This window comes from Streptomyces sp. NBC_00873 (assembly GCF_045207415.1).
Classification (GTDB): domain Bacteria; phylum Actinomycetota; class Actinomycetes; order Streptomycetales; family Streptomycetaceae; genus Streptomyces.
Genome location: NZ_CP108803.1, coordinates 8081746 through 8096687 on the forward strand (window position 1 = coordinate 8081746; position 14942 = coordinate 8096687).

Below are 14942 nucleotides of genomic sequence, written 5' to 3' on the forward strand. Positions count from 1 at the left end.
CCGGCGCCATCGCTCACCGCGACCCGTCGGCCTCGATGCGATAGATGTGCCGGGCCGTGCCGGCCCACACCTCCTGCTGCTCGGCGGCGCTCAGAGCGGCCGTGAGCTCCCGGGAGGCCGCCACCACCTCGCCGTAGCTCGCGGCCAGAGTGCTCACCGGCCAGTCGGAGCCGAACATCAGCCGCCGCGGCCCGAACGCGTCGAGCACCGTGTCGGCGTAGGGCTGCAGCCCTTCGACCGTCCACGCCGCCCAGTCGGCCTCGGTGAGCATGCCCGAGAGCTTGCACACTGTGTTCGGCAGGGCGGCCAGCTCACGGACGTACTCCGCCCACGGTTCCCGCTGCCCGGCGGCGATCGCGGGCTTGCCCAGGTGGTCGAGGACGAACGTCAGATGCGGGACGGCGGCGGCGGCCCGGGTCGCCGCAGGCAGCTGCTGCGGCAGGATGACGAGGTCGTACACGAGACCGGCCGCCGCGACGGCGCGCAGGCCGCGCAGCACCTCCGGCCGGGTCAGCCACTCGGGATCGTCCTCCGACTGGACCTGGTGGCGGATGCCGCGCAGGAACCCACCGCCGGGCAGCGAGCGCAGCCGGGCCAGTTCGTCACCGACACCGGGCGACGTCAGGTCGGTCCAGCCGACGACGGCGCCGATCACCCGGCTGTCCGCGGCCAGGGCCAGGAACTCCGGAGTCTCCTCGGCGACGGTGACCGTCTGTACGAGGACGGTCGCCGTCACCCCCGCCGCCAGCGCCTCCCTCTCGAACTCCGGCAGCAGGAACGACCGCCTCAGCGGGGCGAGTTCGTCTCCGCTGATCCATTCCTGGTCGCGTACCCGGAGGTCCCACAGGTGGTGGTGGGCGTCGACGATGGTCATGGCTGGCTCCTTCCGGGCACCGGCACGTGGCCGGGCAGCAGGTCCTGGGCCCGGAGATCGTGCCACACGCCGGCCGGTACCGGCCGGTGGAACTGCTCGGCAGAATCACGGACCTGGGCCGCCGAACGCGCCCCGATGAGGACGGAGGCGACCGCCGGATGCCCGAAGGGGAAGTGCAGGGCGGCGGCCCGCAGCGGCAGCACGTGGGTCTCGACGACGTCCCGCATCCGAAGGGCGCGGTGCAGCAGGTCCTCGGGGGCGGTCGCGTAATCATAGGTGGCGTCCGGCTTGGGGGCGGCGAGCAGCCCGGAGTTGAACACGCCTCCGACGATCACGCTCTTGCCGGCGGCCGCCGCCGCGGGCAGCAGGGCGTCCAGGGCGCCCTGGTCGAGCAGCGTGTAGCGCCCGGCGCACAGGACGGCGTCGACGTCGGTGTCCGTCACGAACCGTGCCAGCATCCGGTTCTGGTTCATGCCCGCGCCGATCGCACGGACGACTCCCTGCGACCGCAGGTCCTCCAGCGCCGGGTACGCCTCGCGGAGCGCCTGCTCCTCGTGGTCGTCGGGATCGTGCAGCAGGACCAGGTCGACGCGGTCGAGTCCCAGGCGGGTCAGGCTCTCCTCCAGTGAGCGGCGCACGCCGTCGGCGCTGAAGTCCCACTGCCGCTGGTGCGTTGCCGGTACGGCGAAGCCGTGGGCCAGGTCGTCGCCTCCGGCGTTGTGCGGCACCAGCAGACGGCCCACCTTGGTGGACAGCGTGAAGCTGTCGCGTGGCTTGCCGCGCAGGACCTCGCCGAGCCGGCGCTCCGACAGGCCCAGACCGTAGTGCGGGGCGGTGTCGAAGTAGCGCACGCCCGCCTCCCAGGCGGCCTCGACTGCGGCGGCCGCCTCCTCCTCGGGCACGGCCTCGAAGAGGCCCGCGATGGCGGCGGCGCCGAATCCGAGAGCGCTGACGGCGACCCCACTGCGGCCGAGGGTGCGCGTCGGCAGGACCTGCCCCGCACCCGTCGCGTACGCCCCCATCACTGCCCCTTCGGCCGGAGCCGCAGGCCCTGCATCCCACCGTCGACGGCGAGCGCGGTACCCGTGACGCACGCGGCGGCGGGACTCGCCAGGTACACCGCCGCGGCGGCGACCTCGTCGGCGGTGACCAGCCGGCCCATCGGCTGGCGGGCGTCGAGTGCCGCCCGCTCGGCGGCGGGGTCGGCCGCCTGGTCGAGGAGCCGGCCCACCCAGGGCGTGTTCGCCGTGCCCGGGTTGACGCAGTTGACGCGGATGCCCTCGCGGACGTGGTCGGCGGCCATGGCGAGGGTGAGTGACAGCACGGCCCCCTTGGTGGCGCTGTACAGGGCGCGTTGCGGTAGCCCCGCCGTGGCCGCGATCGAGCAGATGTTGACCACGGCCGCGTGCGCGGAGGCACGCAGGTGAGGGAGGGCCGCGCGGGTCGTGCGGACCATGCCGAGGACGTTCACGTCGTAGACCCGGTGCCACTCGTCGTCGGTGTTGTCCTCGACCGTGCCCACGGCGCCGATGCCGGCGTTGTTGACCAGGATGTCGATGCCGCCGAGGTCGTCGGCCGCGGCGGCGACCGCCGCGCGCAGCACGGCGTCGTCGGACACGTCGGCGGTGTACCCGTGCAGCGGCTTGTCCACTGTCGACACGTCCAGGTCGAGTACGGCGACGTCGGCGCCCCGAGCAGCCAGCAGGTCCGCGGTGGCCCTGCCGATGCCGGACGCGCCGCCAGTGACTACGGCCCTGAGGCCGGACACATCGCTCATCGGGTCGTCTCCTTCTCCGGTTCGGTGAGGTCGGCGGCCCAGCGGGAGCCGTCCGGGTAACGGTGGGCCGCGATCGACTCCGGGCGCATCTCCGAGGAGAAGCCGGGGAGCCGGCGCAGTTGGCTGTCGTCGTTCAGGGAGCGGCCGACCGTCGCGGGATCGGCGCACACAGCGTCCATGGGCAGCCCGACGACGTGGTCGCGCAGCGCGCCGATGGCGGCCGTCTGCACGTCGTTGCCGCGTCCGATGGTGAAAGCGAAGGCGTGGCCCTCCAGTCCGTCACCGGCGTCTGTGCGCAGCACCACGTAGGCGGCGGAGTAGTCGGGGTCGGGGTTCATCGCGTCGGAGCCGTCGAGCTCGCGGGAGGTGGGGAAGCGGATGTCGACGACGTCGAGGCCGGTGATGCACACGCCGGGCGCGCCGTTGGTGTCGGACACGGTCACGCCGCCTCGAAGGTCTGCCGCTGGCCGCCGAGCCCGTCGATCTCGAGCTCGGTCGTGTGACCGGGGCGGAGGTAGGGGGTACTCGGAAGGCCGAGTGCCACACCGGCGGGCGTTCCGGTGTTGATGATGTCACCGGGCTCCAGAACCATGTACTGGCTCAGGTACCAGACGAGGTGCGCGACGGGGAAGATCATGTCCTTGGTGGTGCCGTCCTGGCGGCGCACGCCGTTGACGCTCAGTCGCAGCCCGAGTGCCTGAGGGTCCGCCACCTCGTCGGCCGTGACCAGCCAGGGCCCCAGCGGGTTGAAAGTCTCGCACGACTTGCCCAGATCCCACTGGGGGGACAACTCCAGCTGGAAGGCGCGCTCCGAAACGTCGTGGCTGACCGCGTAGCCGGCGATCACGGAGGCGGCGTCGTCGGGGCCGTCCAGGTAGCGGGCCCGGCTGCCGATGACCACCGCCAGTTCCACTTCCCAGTCGGTCTTCTCGGAGCCGCGGGGAACCAGCACGGTGTCGTACGGACCGACAACGGTCGAGGGGTCCTTCAGGAACACTACTGGCCGCTCGGGCACCGGGGCTCCCGTCTCCTCGGCGTGGTCACGGTAGTTGAGGCCGATGCACACCACCTTGCCGGGGCGGGCCACGGGTGCGCCGGTGCGCATTCCTGCGGGGTCGAGGAGCGGCAGTGTGCCGGCGCGCAGCGCGGAGCGGACGCGCTCGACGCCGTCGTCGGCGAGGAACGGTCCGTCGATGTCGGGGGTGAGTCGGCTGAGGTCGTAGGTGCGTCCGTCGTCGGCGAGGACGGACGGGCGCTCTGCGCCGACGGCGCCGAGGCGCAGCAGTTTCACGTGGTTCTCCTTGCGATCCCGGTGCTCAGGCACTGCGGGGCGGTTCGGGCTGGGTGTGCGTGTGCTCGGTCGGGCCTGCGGCCTATTCCATGAGGAAGACCTGTTCCATGGAGGCCCACCACTCGCCGGGCCCGGCTTCGTCGACGGGCTGCTGGCACGGCTCGGTGAGCCGCCACCACGCCTGGGTGGCGGGGTCGGCGGCCATTCGGGCGAGGTCGGCCGGCAGGTCGTCGCCGTGGTACTCGAAGTAGGCGAACAACCGGTCGCCGAGCAGATGGATGGAGTAGTTGGCGATGTGACAGCGCCGCAGGCGTTCCAGTACCGGCTCGGGCACGTTGCGGTGCAGGTCCCGGTACTCGTCGGCCTTCTCGGGGCGTACGCGGATGACCTGGGCGAACCGCCTCATACGGTGCCGCCCTTCGCGGCCACGGCCGGGACGGTCCGGTCGTGGATCGTGCGGATGATGCGGCCGCTCATGCGTTCGTAGTCGTGGTCGTTGTCGACCTCGCCACGGATGCGGTGGCCGGCCATCACGGCGATCCGGTCCGCCAGGGTGATCATCTCGGCCAGGTCGCTGCTGATCAGCAGGATCGGCAGGCCGTCCCGGGCCAGTTCCCAGATCAGCTCGTGGAAGGCGTGCTTGGTGCGCACGTCCACGCCGACGGTCGGTTCGTCGACGATCAGCAGCCGGGTGTCGGCCGCGAGCCACTTGGCCAGGCTCACCTTCTGCTGGTTGCCGCCGGACAGTTCCCCCGCGTTCTGCTGCAGCCCGGAGATCCGGATGCCGAGGCGGTGGACGAGATCCTGTGCGGTGTCGCGTTCCTGACGGGAGGAGACGTAGCCGAGCGCCCGGGCGAGCTTCCTCCACACCGTCACGGTGATGTTCCGGTCGATGGGCTGCTCGAGGAAGACACCCTCCTCCTTGCGGTTCTCGGTCAGGTATCCGATGCCGTACTGGTGCAGGGCCTGGCGGGGGGAGCTGATCCGCGCCGCGCTGCCGTGGACGCGGATCTCGCCGCCGGTGACCCGCTCCAGTCCGAGCACGGCCTTGACCAGTTCGCTGCGCCCCGCCCCGACCAGACCGTAGAGGCCGACGATCTCCCCTGGACCTACGTCGAGTGAGACGTTCCGGTGGCCTGCCGCAGTCGAGACGTCCACCAGGGAGAGTGCCGGGGCGGCGGAGGTGTCGACGGTGCGTGGGCTCATGTCCGTCACGGCGTGCGCACGGCCGACCATGAGGGTGACCACATCGTCCTGGGTGTGCTCGGCGAGCGGTGCGGACTCCAGCACGGACCGGCCGTCGCGCAGGACCGTGACGGTGTCGCAGATCGCGAACACCTCCTCCAGCTTGTGGCTGACGAACACGACACAGGTGCCGCGCGCGGTCAGCCGCCCCACGACGTCGAAGAGGCGCTCGGCCTCCTGCGGGGACAGTGAGGCCGTCGGCTCGTCGAGAAGCAGCACCCGGCTCTCGGTGTACAGCGCCTTGGCGATCTCCACCAACTGCTGCTGGGCCACCGACAGTTCCTGCACCGGCAGGCGCGGATCGAGGTCCAGGCCGAGTTCTGCCAGACAGTGTCGGGCGGGGGCCGTCATCGCCTCCCGGTCGACCATTCCGCTCCGGGACGGCGGGTTCTGCAGCGTGATGTTCTCCGCCACGGAGAAGCCGGGGATCAGATTGCGTTCCTGGTGGACGACGCCGATGCCGGCCCGGGTGGCCTCCAGCGGCGACCGCAGGTGAATCTCCTCGCCGTTCCTGAGGAGCCGTCCGCCGTCGGGCGTGTGCACGCCCGTGAGCACCTTGATCAGCGTGGACTTGCCCGCGCCGTTCTCACCCAGCAGCGCGTGCACGGATCCGGCAGTCAGGCGCAGCCCGACGCTGTCCAGGGCGCGTACGCCCGGGAAGACCTTGACGATGCCGTCGCATTCCAGCAGGACTTCGCTCATCGGGCACCTCCGGTGCTCGGCAGGGTGGTGGCCGGCCGGGTGTCGCCGCCGGGCGGCGCGCCCTTCTTCTCCATGCGGCCGGCGTGGAAGCGGCCGCCGACGACGGTGCCGAGAACGACCAGGCCGATGAGGAAGTTGACCCAGCTCGGGTCGAGCGAGAACTGGGCCCGCGCCGTGTCGATGAGGCGCATGACGAAGGCGGCGAGCACGGTGCCGAAGACAGCCACGGAACCGCCGGTCAGCGCGACCCCGCCGATGATGGGAGCCGCGAAGCTCGGCAGCAGCCAGTCGCCCCCCACACTGCGGTTCACGCCGGGCAACGAGGCCGTGGCGGTCATCGCGGCGATGCCGACGAGGAGTCCGGACAGGGTGTGGGCCAGCACGATCTGCCGGTCGGTGGAGATTCCGGACAGGCGCGCCGCCAGCGGGTTGCCGCCGGCCGCCAGCAGCCGGCGTCCGGCCACCGTGCGGTACATGAACGCGGCGAGCAGGACCGCCCCGGCGAGCGCCGTGACGAAGACGAGGGGGATGTTCAGCGGTGCGGCATGGCCGAAGTCGCGCAGCGCGGCGGAGTACCCGTCGATGGTGCGGGTTCCGGACAACCGGAACTGCGCGCCGAGCAGGATGGTCATGGTGCCGAGCGTGACGATGAAGCCGTTGATGCGTGTGGCGACGATGAACACGCCGGTCACCAGGCCGATCAGGGTCGCGGTCAGCACTCCGACAGGTACGGCGACGACCGCCGGCACGCCGTTGTCCGCCATCAGCACGCCCATCAGGCAGGCACTGAATCCACCCAGCGCGCCGACCGCGAGGTTGAGCTGCCCGACGCACAGGGCGACCATCTGGGCCATGCCGATCAGGATCGGCGTGGCGAGGTACTGGAGGAACGTACGGACGGAGGGGCCTTCGAAGAAGGAGCCCGAGGACGCGATCCCCAGGGCAACGTAGCCCGCGACGACCACGCACAGCAGGGTCATCGTGGTGGAGCGGGTGAAGCGCCGCAGCGCTGGGAGCGCCTCGGCTCCCCGTTCACGGAGCGTCGTCATGTGGAGCGCACCACCTTGCGGTAGGAGAGCACGGTGCGCACCCGGTCCGCGGACAGAGCCAGCAGGAGCACGCAGCCGAGGTAGATGTTGAGGCTTTCCAGGCCGACGCCCAGCAGGTCGAGGCCCTTGCGGATGACGCTGACCAGGGCGGTGCCGAGCAGGGCGCCGATGACCGAGACGACGCCGCCTGTGAGCAGGGTGCCGCCGAGGACCGCGCCCAGGAATGAGGGGAGCATGAAGTCCTCACCGATGGAGGCGCGGAAGGTTCCCGTGCCCACAGCCGCCATGAAGCCGGCGAGCGCGGCGAGCAGTCCGGACAGCGCGTGCGCCAGGACGATCCGGCGACCGGTGGGGATGCCGGAGAGTTCCGCGGCGGCGGGATTCGCCCCGGTCAGCAGCAGCTCCCGGCCCATGCGGGTGCGGGCGTACAGGAAGCCGAGACCGACGAGGGCCAGGACGGTGAACTGGGCCATCTGCGGAATGGCGGGTGAGCCGCAGACGGGCCCCACGCAGATGTCGGCCAGGGAGTAGGACCGCAGTTCGGCGAGACCGGCGGGCCGGGAGGTGAACGCCGCGTTCTCGGTGAGCGCCGAGTACAGCAGCGAGACCAGACCGAGCAGGGCGAAGTCCATCGCGAGGGTCACGACGAAGGAGCTCACGCCGGTACGCGCGATGATCCAGCCGGTCAGTGCCCCGATGGCGCAGCCGGCGACCAGGCACAACAGCAGGCCCAGCGGAAGGGGCAGGTCGAGCCGGTCGTACCCGAGTCCCGCGAAGAAGGCACCGAAGGTGGCCATGCGTCCGACGGCGAGGTTCATGTGGCCGACGGAAAGCACGACCATCTGCGCGAGGGCCACCACGGTCAGCGTGGAGACGTCCCTCAGCAGAGGGAACAGCACCAGCTGTTCGTCGAGGAAGGCCGGCCGCAGGACGCCGAAGAGCGTGCCGAGCGCGGCGATCAGAACGAGCAGGCCGAGCCGCTGGTTGACCCAGAACGGCAGTCGGTGAGCGGGGCGTGTTGCCTCGGCGGGGTGGTCCGTGTCGCTCTCGGGCGCGGTGACGGCTGTCTTCATGACACCCTCCGGTCGTCGATGGCGTCCATGTCCCAGTCGATGCCGAGGCCCGGCTCGTCCGGGGCGACGGCCTGCCCGTCCCGCAGCGTCATCTCGGTGCGGGTCACGGCCCGCAACTGCGGGATGTACTCGACGTACGCGCCGTTGCTCACCGCCGCGACCAGGCTGACGTGCAGCTCCATCAGGAAGTGCGGGCAGACCTTGACGTTGAAGGTCTCCGCCAGGTGGGCGACCTTCAGCCAGGGCGTGATGCCGCCGACCCGGGCGACGTCGACCTGCACCACGGAGGCTGCGCCGGCCTCGAGGTAGCTGCGGAACTGCATCGGCGCGTACATCGACTCGCCGACCGCGACGGGGATCCGGGTGGCGCGGGCGAGCCGTGCGTGGCCACTGATGTCGTCCGCCGGCATCGGCTCCTCGAGCCAGTACGGGTCATACGGTTCGAGCGCTGCGGCCAGCTGCACGGCGGAGGACAGCGACTGGGACTGGTTGGCGTCGGTCATGATGTGCAGGGACGGTCCGACAGCCTCACGAACCGCTCGCAGACGCTCGGCGTCCTCTGCCGCATGGGGCTTGCCCACCTTGATCTTGATGCCGGACCACCCCGCCGCCTGGGCAGCGAGCGCCGACTTGACCAGGTCCTCGGTGCCGAGGTGCAGCCAGCCTCCCTCGGTGTCGTACACCGGGACCTGGCGGCGGTGACCGCCGGCCAGGCGCCACAACGCCTCACCGGCCCGCTTGCAGCGCAGATCCCACAGGGCGGTGTCGACCGCGGCGAGTGCGAGCGAGGTGATGGCGCCGGTGGTCGTCGCGCGCGTGAGGGCGAACAGCTGCTGCCACAGCCCTTCGACGTTGCGCGCGTCCTGTCCGGGCAGCAGCGGCAGCAGGTGGTCGCGCAGCAGGGCCAGGACGGAGCTTCCGCCGGTGCCTATGGTGTACGTGTAGCCGGTGCCCTCGATGCCGTCGTCGGTGGTGAGACGGACCAGTATCGTCTCCTGCTTGACGAACGACTGCACCGCGTCGGTGCGGTCCGTCTCCACGGCGATGTCCGCCAGCAGGGCGGTCGCCTTCGTGATGATGCTCATGTCATGTGCGGCTTTCTGTGATCCGATGGCCGGGCGGCTCAGCCACAGGCGAGGAACTCGTTGGCGAACTGCTTCCTCAGCTCGGCCGTCTTGGCCTTGCGCTCGCTGTCGTAGTCGGTGACGTTCTGCTCCGTCACGACGAAGGAGCCTGAGTCGACGATCTGGCCGGGCTTCTTCATCCGGCACTGCTTGGACTGCAGCAGGGCCAGCGCCCAGGCGCCGATCTCCGCCTGGCCGACCGGATTCTGTACGACGGTGGCACTGACGGAGCCGTTCTTGACCGAGGCGAGGATCTTGGCGTCGTCGTCGATGGCGACCACCTTCGCCTTGGAGCCGGAGTCGCGCACGGCTTCGGCGGCGGCGACGGCCGGGTTGTACGCGGTCGACACGATGCCCTGGATCTGGGCGCCCTTGGCAGCTAGCAGGTCGGAGACGGCCTTCTGTGCGGTCTGCAGGTCCTTGTCGATGTCGGTGATCGTCTGCAGCAGGGTTACCTTGCCGCCGGTCTCGGCCACCGCCTTCCTGACGCCCTTGACGCGCAGCTGGGTGTTGGCGTCGACGTTGTTGCCGGTCAGGTGGACGAGGGCGCCCTTGCCGCCCATCGCCTCGATGGCGGCCTTCGCGGCCTTGTAGGCGGCGAGTTCGACGTCCGTGGACAAGCAGAAGTCGGCGTCGTTACTGCCGCCGGCGGGGCAGGAGCCGAGCGATGCCACCGCGAAGCCCTGGGACTTGAGGTCGGAGAACGTGGTGTTGATGTCGGTGGGGGACACACCGAAGACGCCGAACGCGTTGTAGCCGCGGGCGGCGAGGGTGGACAGCAGGTTGTTCTGCTTCTGCTGGTCCCACTCGGCGGTTTCGTCGAAGGTGACGTCGCCCAGCCCCAGGGTCTTCTTGGCCTCCGCGCCGGCCTGCTTCCACGGCTGGAAGTAGGGGTGGGCACCGCCGGGAACCAGCCCGAGCTTGACGCCGGAGCCGTCGGCGAGGTCCGCCGTCCCGCCCCCGGTCTTCGCGGACGCGGCGGCGGCAGGCCCGGGTTCGTCCGAGTTCTTCACGGTGCAGGCCGCCGTGGCGGTGGCGAGGAGAACGAGCGTGAGGGCGGCGGACAGCGCCGATCTGTTACGGGTCATGGTTGCCCTAGGTGAATCAAATAGGATTTGCTTGCCGCGATGCTCCGTGGAAAGCGGATGTCGTGTCAAGACCCGTGCGGTAATCACCTCGCGCAGATTCGCGCACGTCCTTGGTTTGCTGTCTCCCTGTCTCCGACAGGTGCCATCCGGCGTGCTGTGACAACAGCGAGCAGGTGCCGGCCGAGCGGCCGACCATTATGGCCCTTGAGTTCGGGGATGGGTTTCGGAGTGGGTGTACGGCACAAGCTCTCGCCGGAATCGCATAGGATTTGCGTGAGCGGAGAGGAGGCCGGCCCATGTCGATCACGCGTGAACCGGGAGAAGCCGAGCGCACCGGCGCACCATCTGGTGCTGCGCGCACATCCGAACGGAGAGAGGCGCTGACGGACAGCGTCTATGAGGCAGTCAAGGCGATGGTCATGGACCATCTGATCGAGCCCGGCGCCCGGTTGGGCATCGAGGCTCTGTCACGCACCCTCGGCGTGTCGCCGACTCCGGTGCGCGAGGCGCTGGCCCGGCTGGAGTCGGACGGCCTGGTGGTCAAGCGGTCGCTCTCGGGCTATCGGACCACCGACCTGCTGACGCCCCAGGGAGTGGAGGAGCTGTTCGAGATGCGGCTGCTCCTGGAGCCGAGGGCTGCCGCGCTGGCCGCGGAGAACCTGGGGGAAGCCGAACTGGACCGGCTCGAGGCGCTGGTGGATGAGATGCAGGGCCTGCCCGACCAGGGCGACAGCTACGCGGTCTACGGCCGCTTCGTGGTGCTGGACCAGCAGTTCCACGACGTGCTTGCCCAGGCCTCGGGACGGCCCTTGCTCGCCGCCGCCGTGGAGCGGCTGCACTCGCACCTGCATCTGTTCCGGCTGAGCGCCGTCACGGGCGGGAGCCCGGCGACGGTTCTGGAGCACGGCCGCATTCTGCGGGCCGTGCTCCGCGGCAGCCCCGAACGCGCGTCGCAGGCCATGAGCGAGCATCTGACACTCAGCCTGCGGCGCCATCTCGGCCGGTACGACGACACGGCCGGAGCAGATGCCCTCCCACCCGCCGCGACCGGGTAGAGAGGTCGCGACGGGTGGGAGGGCAGGGCCGCCACGTGGATGCTCACGTGCGCGGGGCGCGGGCCGGCGGTCCGCCGGCCGCCTTCACCGATGAGGCGCCACTGCTGCGCGTCGCCGCCGTTGGGCGTCTGCTGCTCGACCGCCGTCGCGTCGGCGGTGGAGCCCAGCACCTTGGCGCTGCGGATGCAGGTGATGGTGATGTGGCCGTCACCTGCGTCCGTCACGCGCCACCGCTGGTTGGCGGCGTGGGTGGGGGGCCACTGGATCAGCTTGGCGCCGTCGTCAGCTGCGCGATGCAGTGGTCGGTGAAGGCGTCGAAGCACTCCGACAGACCCCTTCGCGGTGCGCGTCTCCCCGGACGACCGTGATCGTTTCGCGGCCGTCCGGCGCCGCATGGGCCTGCCCACCTGGCAGGTCAACTGCGGCAACTTCTGGGCGCACGCGCACCCGCGCCGGGGTCACAGGGCCGGAATGCGGTTCCAGGGACGGACGGCCTCGATCGCCGACGCGGCGCGGAAGACCGTGGTGTCGTCGTACGTACGCCCGACGATCTGCACTCCCGTCGGGACGCCGGTCGAGGCGAATCCGGACGGCACGCTCAGCACGGGGCAGCGGCTGGCGATATTGAACACCGTGGTGAGCGAGGCCTCCAGATAGTCGTCCAGCTCGACGCCGTTGATGACGACCTTCGTCGACGTGTAGTCGTCGTCCGCCGCGTAGGCCGGGATGCCGAGGGTGGGGCAGAGCAGCACGTCGTACCGTTCGAGGAGCGCGCCGATCTCCGCCTGCACCGCACCCTCGATGGTCAGGCCCTGAAGGAAGCTGCCCGGCTCGCGGGCGGCGCGGCCGGCCCGCTCGGCGAAGGCCAGCGCGTACCGCGTCAGCTTGTCGCCGTGCTCGGCGGCGACCGACGCGATGTACGGGCCGAAGATCGTGCCGAAGTGGATCATCGCGGCCTTCATGACGTCCGCACGCGTGATCGTGACCTCGACCTCCTCGACGATCGCTCCGGCGGCGCGCAGTGCCTCGGCGACCGCGCGCGTATTGGCCTCGACCTCGGGGTCGACCTGCCAGTCCCCGAGGGTGAACGACAGGGCGACGCGAAGGCCCTCGGCGCCCTCGAAGCGGTCCGGCAGGACCAGCTTGGGCTTCACGGAGACGCTGTCGAGCGGGTGCGGCCCGGCGATGACGTTCTCCAGCAGGGCGCAGTCGGCGACGGTGCGGGCCAACGGGCCGTCGTGGCAGTACGTGTCGAGGTTGAACGGCGCCATCGCCGGTACGCGCCCGTACGGCGGCTTGAAGCCGACCGTACCCGTGGACGAGGCGGGTATGCGGATCGAGCCGCCGATGTCGGAGCCGGTCGCGAGGGTGGTCTCGCCCGCCGCGAGCGCGGCGCCGGCGCCGCCCGAGGAGCCGCCGGGCGAGAACTGAAGGTTCCACGGGTTGCGGGTGACGCCCCACAGTCGCGACTGGGTGACCGCCGCACAGCTGAACTCGGGCGTCGTGGTCCGTGCGTGCACGATGCCGCCTGCCGCGAGGATGCGCTCGACGACCGGGTGGGTCTCGTCGGCGATCTCGTTCTCGTATGCCAGGGAGCCGTCCGTGGCGCGGCGGCCGGCGATGGGCTGCTCCTCCTTCGTCGCGACGGCCAGCCCCTCCAGCGGGCGGGGCGGCTCACCCTTGCCCGCGTAGCGTGCCTCGGCCTCGCGGGCGGCGGCGAGTGCCTCGTCGAAGGTGTGCTCGGCCAGGGCGTTGACCTTCGGCTCGACGGCCTCGGCGCGCGCGATGACCGCGGTCATCAGCTCGACGGGGGACAGCGAGCGGTCGCGGAACCGGCGCAGTGCTTCGGTGGCCGGCAGATAGGCGAGGTCGGTGAGGTCGGTCATGAGGGACTCCTTCGTTCGTGGTGATCCGGAAGGTCGGGCGAGCACGGCGGGCCCGCCTGTCAGGGCCTGTGACGGCCGGGCGCTGCCGCTGCCCGCCCCGAACGGGCAGCGGGCAGCGGCAGCGCCTGGGCCTTGTGCTCTCACTCCGCGGAGTGGACCAGCGCTCCTGCGACGTACGTCCGTACGACCTTGGCCTCGGCGATCTCCTCCGGCGGGGCCGTGAAGATGTCGCGGTCCAGCACGACCAGGTCGGCGAGGAGTCCGGCCTGCAGGCTGCCGGCCTCGTCCACGCCGTTGACGTGGGCCGAACCAGCCGTGTAGGCGGCGAGGGCGGTGGCGAGGTCGAGGCGCTGCTCCGGCAGGAAGACCCGGCCGTCGGTGGCGTCGGGCTCCATGCGGTTGACGGCGACATGGATTCCGGCGATCGGGTCGGGGCTGCTGACGGGCCAGTCGCTGCCCGCCGCGAGCGTGGCGCCGGCCCGCAGCAGGGCGCCGAACGGATACTGCCAGGCGGCGCGTTCCGGCCCCAGGAAGGGGATGGTCAGCTCGTCCATCTGCGGTTCGTGCGCGGCCCACAGTGGCTGGATGTTGGCGATCGCGCCGACCTCGGCGAACCGCGTCAGGTCGTCGGGGTGGACGACCTGGAGGTGGGCGAGGTGGTGCCGGGTGGCCCGGCGGCCGTTGGCGGTACGGGCGGCCCCGACGGCGTCCAGCGCCTCGCGCACCGCACGGTCGCCGAGGGCGTGGAAGTGCACATGGAAGCCGAGGGCATCCAGTTCCGTGACGTGGGAGCGCAGCGCCACCGGGTCGACGAAGCTCAGGCCGGCGTTGGCGGTTGCGCAGCCGCAGGAGTCCAGATAGGGGCTGGTCATCGCGGCGGTGAAGTTCTCCGCGATGCCGTCCTGCATGATCTTGACCCGGTCGGCCCGGAACCTGCCGTGGGTCAGCTCCTTGCGGCGGGCGGCCAGCTCGGGGATCTGCTCGGCGCCGCGGTCGCGTTCCCACCACAGCGCGCCGGTGACCCTGGCCGTCAGCGTGCCCTCGCGGGCCGCGGTCTGATATGCGTCGGCGGGATCGGGCTGGCCGTTGAAGACGCCGAGCAGGGCGTCCTGCCAGCCGGTGATGCCCAGCGAGTGCAGGAGGCTCTGCGCCCGCAGCAGGCCGGCGAGCCGGTCGGCGGCGGTGCTCGGGGGAAGCAGGCGCGCGACCGGTTTGGTCGCCCCCTCCTGGAGCACGCCGCTCGGCGTGCCGTCCGCCTCCCGCTCGATCCGGCCGTCGGCCGGGTCCGCGGACTCCTTGGTGAGCCCGGCCAGTTCGAGCGCGCGGGTGTTGACCCAGGCCCCGTGGTGGTCACGGTTGACCAGATACACCGGGCGGTCGGGGACCACCGAGTCCAGCAGCTGCCGGGTGGGCAGCCCCCCTTCGAAACTCTCCATGGACCAGCCGCTGCCGGTGATCCAGGTCCGCTCGGGGTGGGCATCGGCGAAGGTGCGGACACGCGCCAGGTAGTCGTCGACTCCCACAGTGCCGCTGAGGTCGCACTCGGCGAGTTCCACGCCGCCGAAGACGGCATGGATGTGTGCGTCCTGGAAGCCGGGTATGAGCAACTTGCCGCGGAGGTCGACGACTTCGGTGCCGGGGCCGATCAGCTCCCGCACCTCGTCGTGACCGACGGCCGTGATCCGGTCCGCGGTGACGGCGAGGCTGGTCGCCCGGGTGCGGGCGGGGTCGCCGGTGTGGACGGGGCCGTGAGTGAAGACCAGGTCGGCCTTGCGCAT

At 71.0% G+C, this 14942-nt stretch carries 13 protein-coding genes and 2 pseudogenes; 1 reads left to right on the forward strand and 14 read right to left on the reverse strand.

From position 1 onward, the window contains the following. Positions 1 to 13: 13 nt before the first annotated feature. The 11 genes and pseudogenes from OH809_RS37320 to OH809_RS37370 all read right to left on the reverse strand — a co-directional run bounded on the left by OH809_RS37320 (position 14) and on the right by OH809_RS37370 (position 10223). Entirely contained in the window at positions 14 to 874 is an 861-nt protein-coding gene (locus tag OH809_RS37320; protein WP_406416848.1) for an amidohydrolase family protein, read from the reverse strand. Beyond that, a complete protein-coding gene (locus OH809_RS37325) occupies positions 871 to 1896 on the reverse strand; it encodes an aldo/keto reductase (protein WP_406416846.1) in 1026 nt (341 codons plus the stop codon). Before OH809_RS37325 ends, OH809_RS37320 begins: the two co-directional genes overlap by 4 nt. Next, positions 1896 to 2651 (reverse strand): SDR family NAD(P)-dependent oxidoreductase, encoded by a 756-nt coding sequence (locus tag OH809_RS37330; protein WP_406416844.1) that lies wholly within the window; start codon positions 2649 to 2651, stop codon positions 1896 to 1898. The genes OH809_RS37325 and OH809_RS37330 overlap by 1 nt, the downstream gene beginning before the upstream one ends. A gap of 107 nt (positions 2652 to 2758) precedes the next feature. Next, a pseudogene (locus OH809_RS37335) lies at positions 2759 to 3088 on the reverse strand (fuconate dehydratase); the annotation flags it as partial. Positions 3089 to 3090: 2 nt separating this feature from the next. Then, a complete protein-coding gene (locus OH809_RS37340; RefSeq protein WP_406416842.1) occupies positions 3091 to 3942 on the reverse strand; it encodes a fumarylacetoacetate hydrolase family protein in 852 nt (283 codons plus the stop codon). Positions 3943 to 4024: 82 nt separating this feature from the next. Next, positions 4025 to 4348 carry an L-rhamnose mutarotase gene (locus tag OH809_RS37345; RefSeq protein WP_406416841.1) on the reverse strand — a complete coding sequence of 108 codons (324 nt, stop codon included), beginning with the start codon at positions 4346 to 4348 and terminating at the stop codon, positions 4025 to 4027. Beyond that, entirely contained in the window at positions 4345 to 5889 is a 1545-nt protein-coding gene (locus tag OH809_RS37350; protein ID WP_406516104.1) for a sugar ABC transporter ATP-binding protein, read from the reverse strand. Before OH809_RS37350 ends, OH809_RS37345 begins: the two co-directional genes overlap by 4 nt. Further along, on the reverse strand, positions 5886 to 6938 hold the full coding sequence (locus OH809_RS37355) for an ABC transporter permease (protein ID WP_406416838.1): 1053 nt from the start codon (positions 6936 to 6938) through the stop codon (positions 5886 to 5888). The genes OH809_RS37350 and OH809_RS37355 overlap by 4 nt, the downstream gene beginning before the upstream one ends. Further along, the gene (locus OH809_RS37360) at positions 6935 to 8011 is read right to left on the reverse strand and encodes an ABC transporter permease (protein WP_406416836.1); all 1077 of its coding nucleotides are present in this window, start codon (positions 8009 to 8011) and stop codon (positions 6935 to 6937) included. The genes OH809_RS37355 and OH809_RS37360 overlap by 4 nt, the downstream gene beginning before the upstream one ends. Beyond that, entirely contained in the window at positions 8008 to 9096 is a 1089-nt protein-coding gene (locus OH809_RS37365; RefSeq protein WP_406416834.1) for a mandelate racemase/muconate lactonizing enzyme family protein, read from the reverse strand. The genes OH809_RS37360 and OH809_RS37365 overlap by 4 nt, the downstream gene beginning before the upstream one ends. 38 nt (positions 9097 to 9134) lie before the next feature. Beyond that, complete coding sequence (locus OH809_RS37370) at positions 9135 to 10223, reverse strand: sugar ABC transporter substrate-binding protein (protein ID WP_406416832.1); 1089 nt, start codon at positions 10221 to 10223, stop codon at positions 9135 to 9137. A gap of 296 nt (positions 10224 to 10519) precedes the next feature. On the opposite strand from OH809_RS37370, the gene OH809_RS37375 reads away from it, so the two are divergent. Further along, positions 10520 to 11278 (forward strand): GntR family transcriptional regulator, encoded by a 759-nt coding sequence (locus OH809_RS37375; protein ID WP_406416830.1) that lies wholly within the window; start codon positions 10520 to 10522, stop codon positions 11276 to 11278. Positions 11279 to 11454: 176 nt separating this feature from the next. On the opposite strand, the pseudogene OH809_RS37380 reads toward OH809_RS37375, so the two are convergent. The 3 genes and pseudogenes from OH809_RS37380 to OH809_RS37390 form a co-directional block, all read right to left on the reverse strand. Continuing rightward, positions 11455 to 11673, reverse strand: a pseudogene (locus tag OH809_RS37380) (RICIN domain-containing protein); the annotation flags it as partial. Between the two features lie 63 nt (positions 11674 to 11736). After that, on the reverse strand, positions 11737 to 13164 hold the full coding sequence (locus tag OH809_RS37385) for an amidase (protein ID WP_406416828.1): 1428 nt from the start codon (positions 13162 to 13164) through the stop codon (positions 11737 to 11739). Between the two features lie 140 nt (positions 13165 to 13304). Beyond that, positions 13305 to 14942 carry an amidohydrolase gene (locus OH809_RS37390; protein ID WP_406416826.1) on the reverse strand — a complete coding sequence of 546 codons (1638 nt, stop codon included), beginning with the start codon at positions 14940 to 14942 and terminating at the stop codon, positions 13305 to 13307.

Bases quoted from the DNA above. Each gene is read 5' to 3' on its own strand.
- OH809_RS37350 (WP_406516104.1), bottom strand. From the start codon at position 5,889: ATGAGCGAAGTCCTGCTGGAATGCGACGGCATCGTCAAGGTCTTCCCG.
- OH809_RS37330 (WP_406416844.1), bottom strand. From the start codon at position 2,651: ATGAGCGATGTGTCCGGCCTCAGGGCCGTAGTCACTGGCGGCGCGTCC.
- OH809_RS37365 (WP_406416834.1), bottom strand. From the start codon at position 9,096: ATGAGCATCATCACGAAGGCGACCGCCCTGCTGGCGGACATCGCCGTG.
- OH809_RS37355 (WP_406416838.1), bottom strand. From the start codon at position 6,938: ATGACGACGCTCCGTGAACGGGGAGCCGAGGCGCTCCCAGCGCTGCGG.
- OH809_RS37360 (WP_406416836.1), bottom strand. From the start codon at position 8,011: ATGAAGACAGCCGTCACCGCGCCCGAGAGCGACACGGACCACCCCGCC.
- OH809_RS37320 (WP_406416848.1), bottom strand. From the start codon at position 874: ATGACCATCGTCGACGCCCACCACCACCTGTGGGACCTCCGGGTACGC.
- OH809_RS37325 (WP_406416846.1), bottom strand. From the start codon at position 1,896: ATGGGGGCGTACGCGACGGGTGCGGGGCAGGTCCTGCCGACGCGCACC.
- OH809_RS37390 (WP_406416826.1), bottom strand. From the start codon at position 14,942: ATGCGCAAGGCCGACCTGGTCTTCACTCACGGCCCCGTCCACACCGGC.
- OH809_RS37375 (WP_406416830.1), top strand. From the start codon at position 10,520: ATGTCGATCACGCGTGAACCGGGAGAAGCCGAGCGCACCGGCGCACCA.
- OH809_RS37345 (WP_406416841.1), bottom strand. From the start codon at position 4,348: ATGAGGCGGTTCGCCCAGGTCATCCGCGTACGCCCCGAGAAGGCCGAC.
- OH809_RS37385 (WP_406416828.1), bottom strand. From the start codon at position 13,164: ATGACCGACCTCACCGACCTCGCCTATCTGCCGGCCACCGAAGCACTG.
- OH809_RS37370 (WP_406416832.1), bottom strand. From the start codon at position 10,223: ATGACCCGTAACAGATCGGCGCTGTCCGCCGCCCTCACGCTCGTTCTC.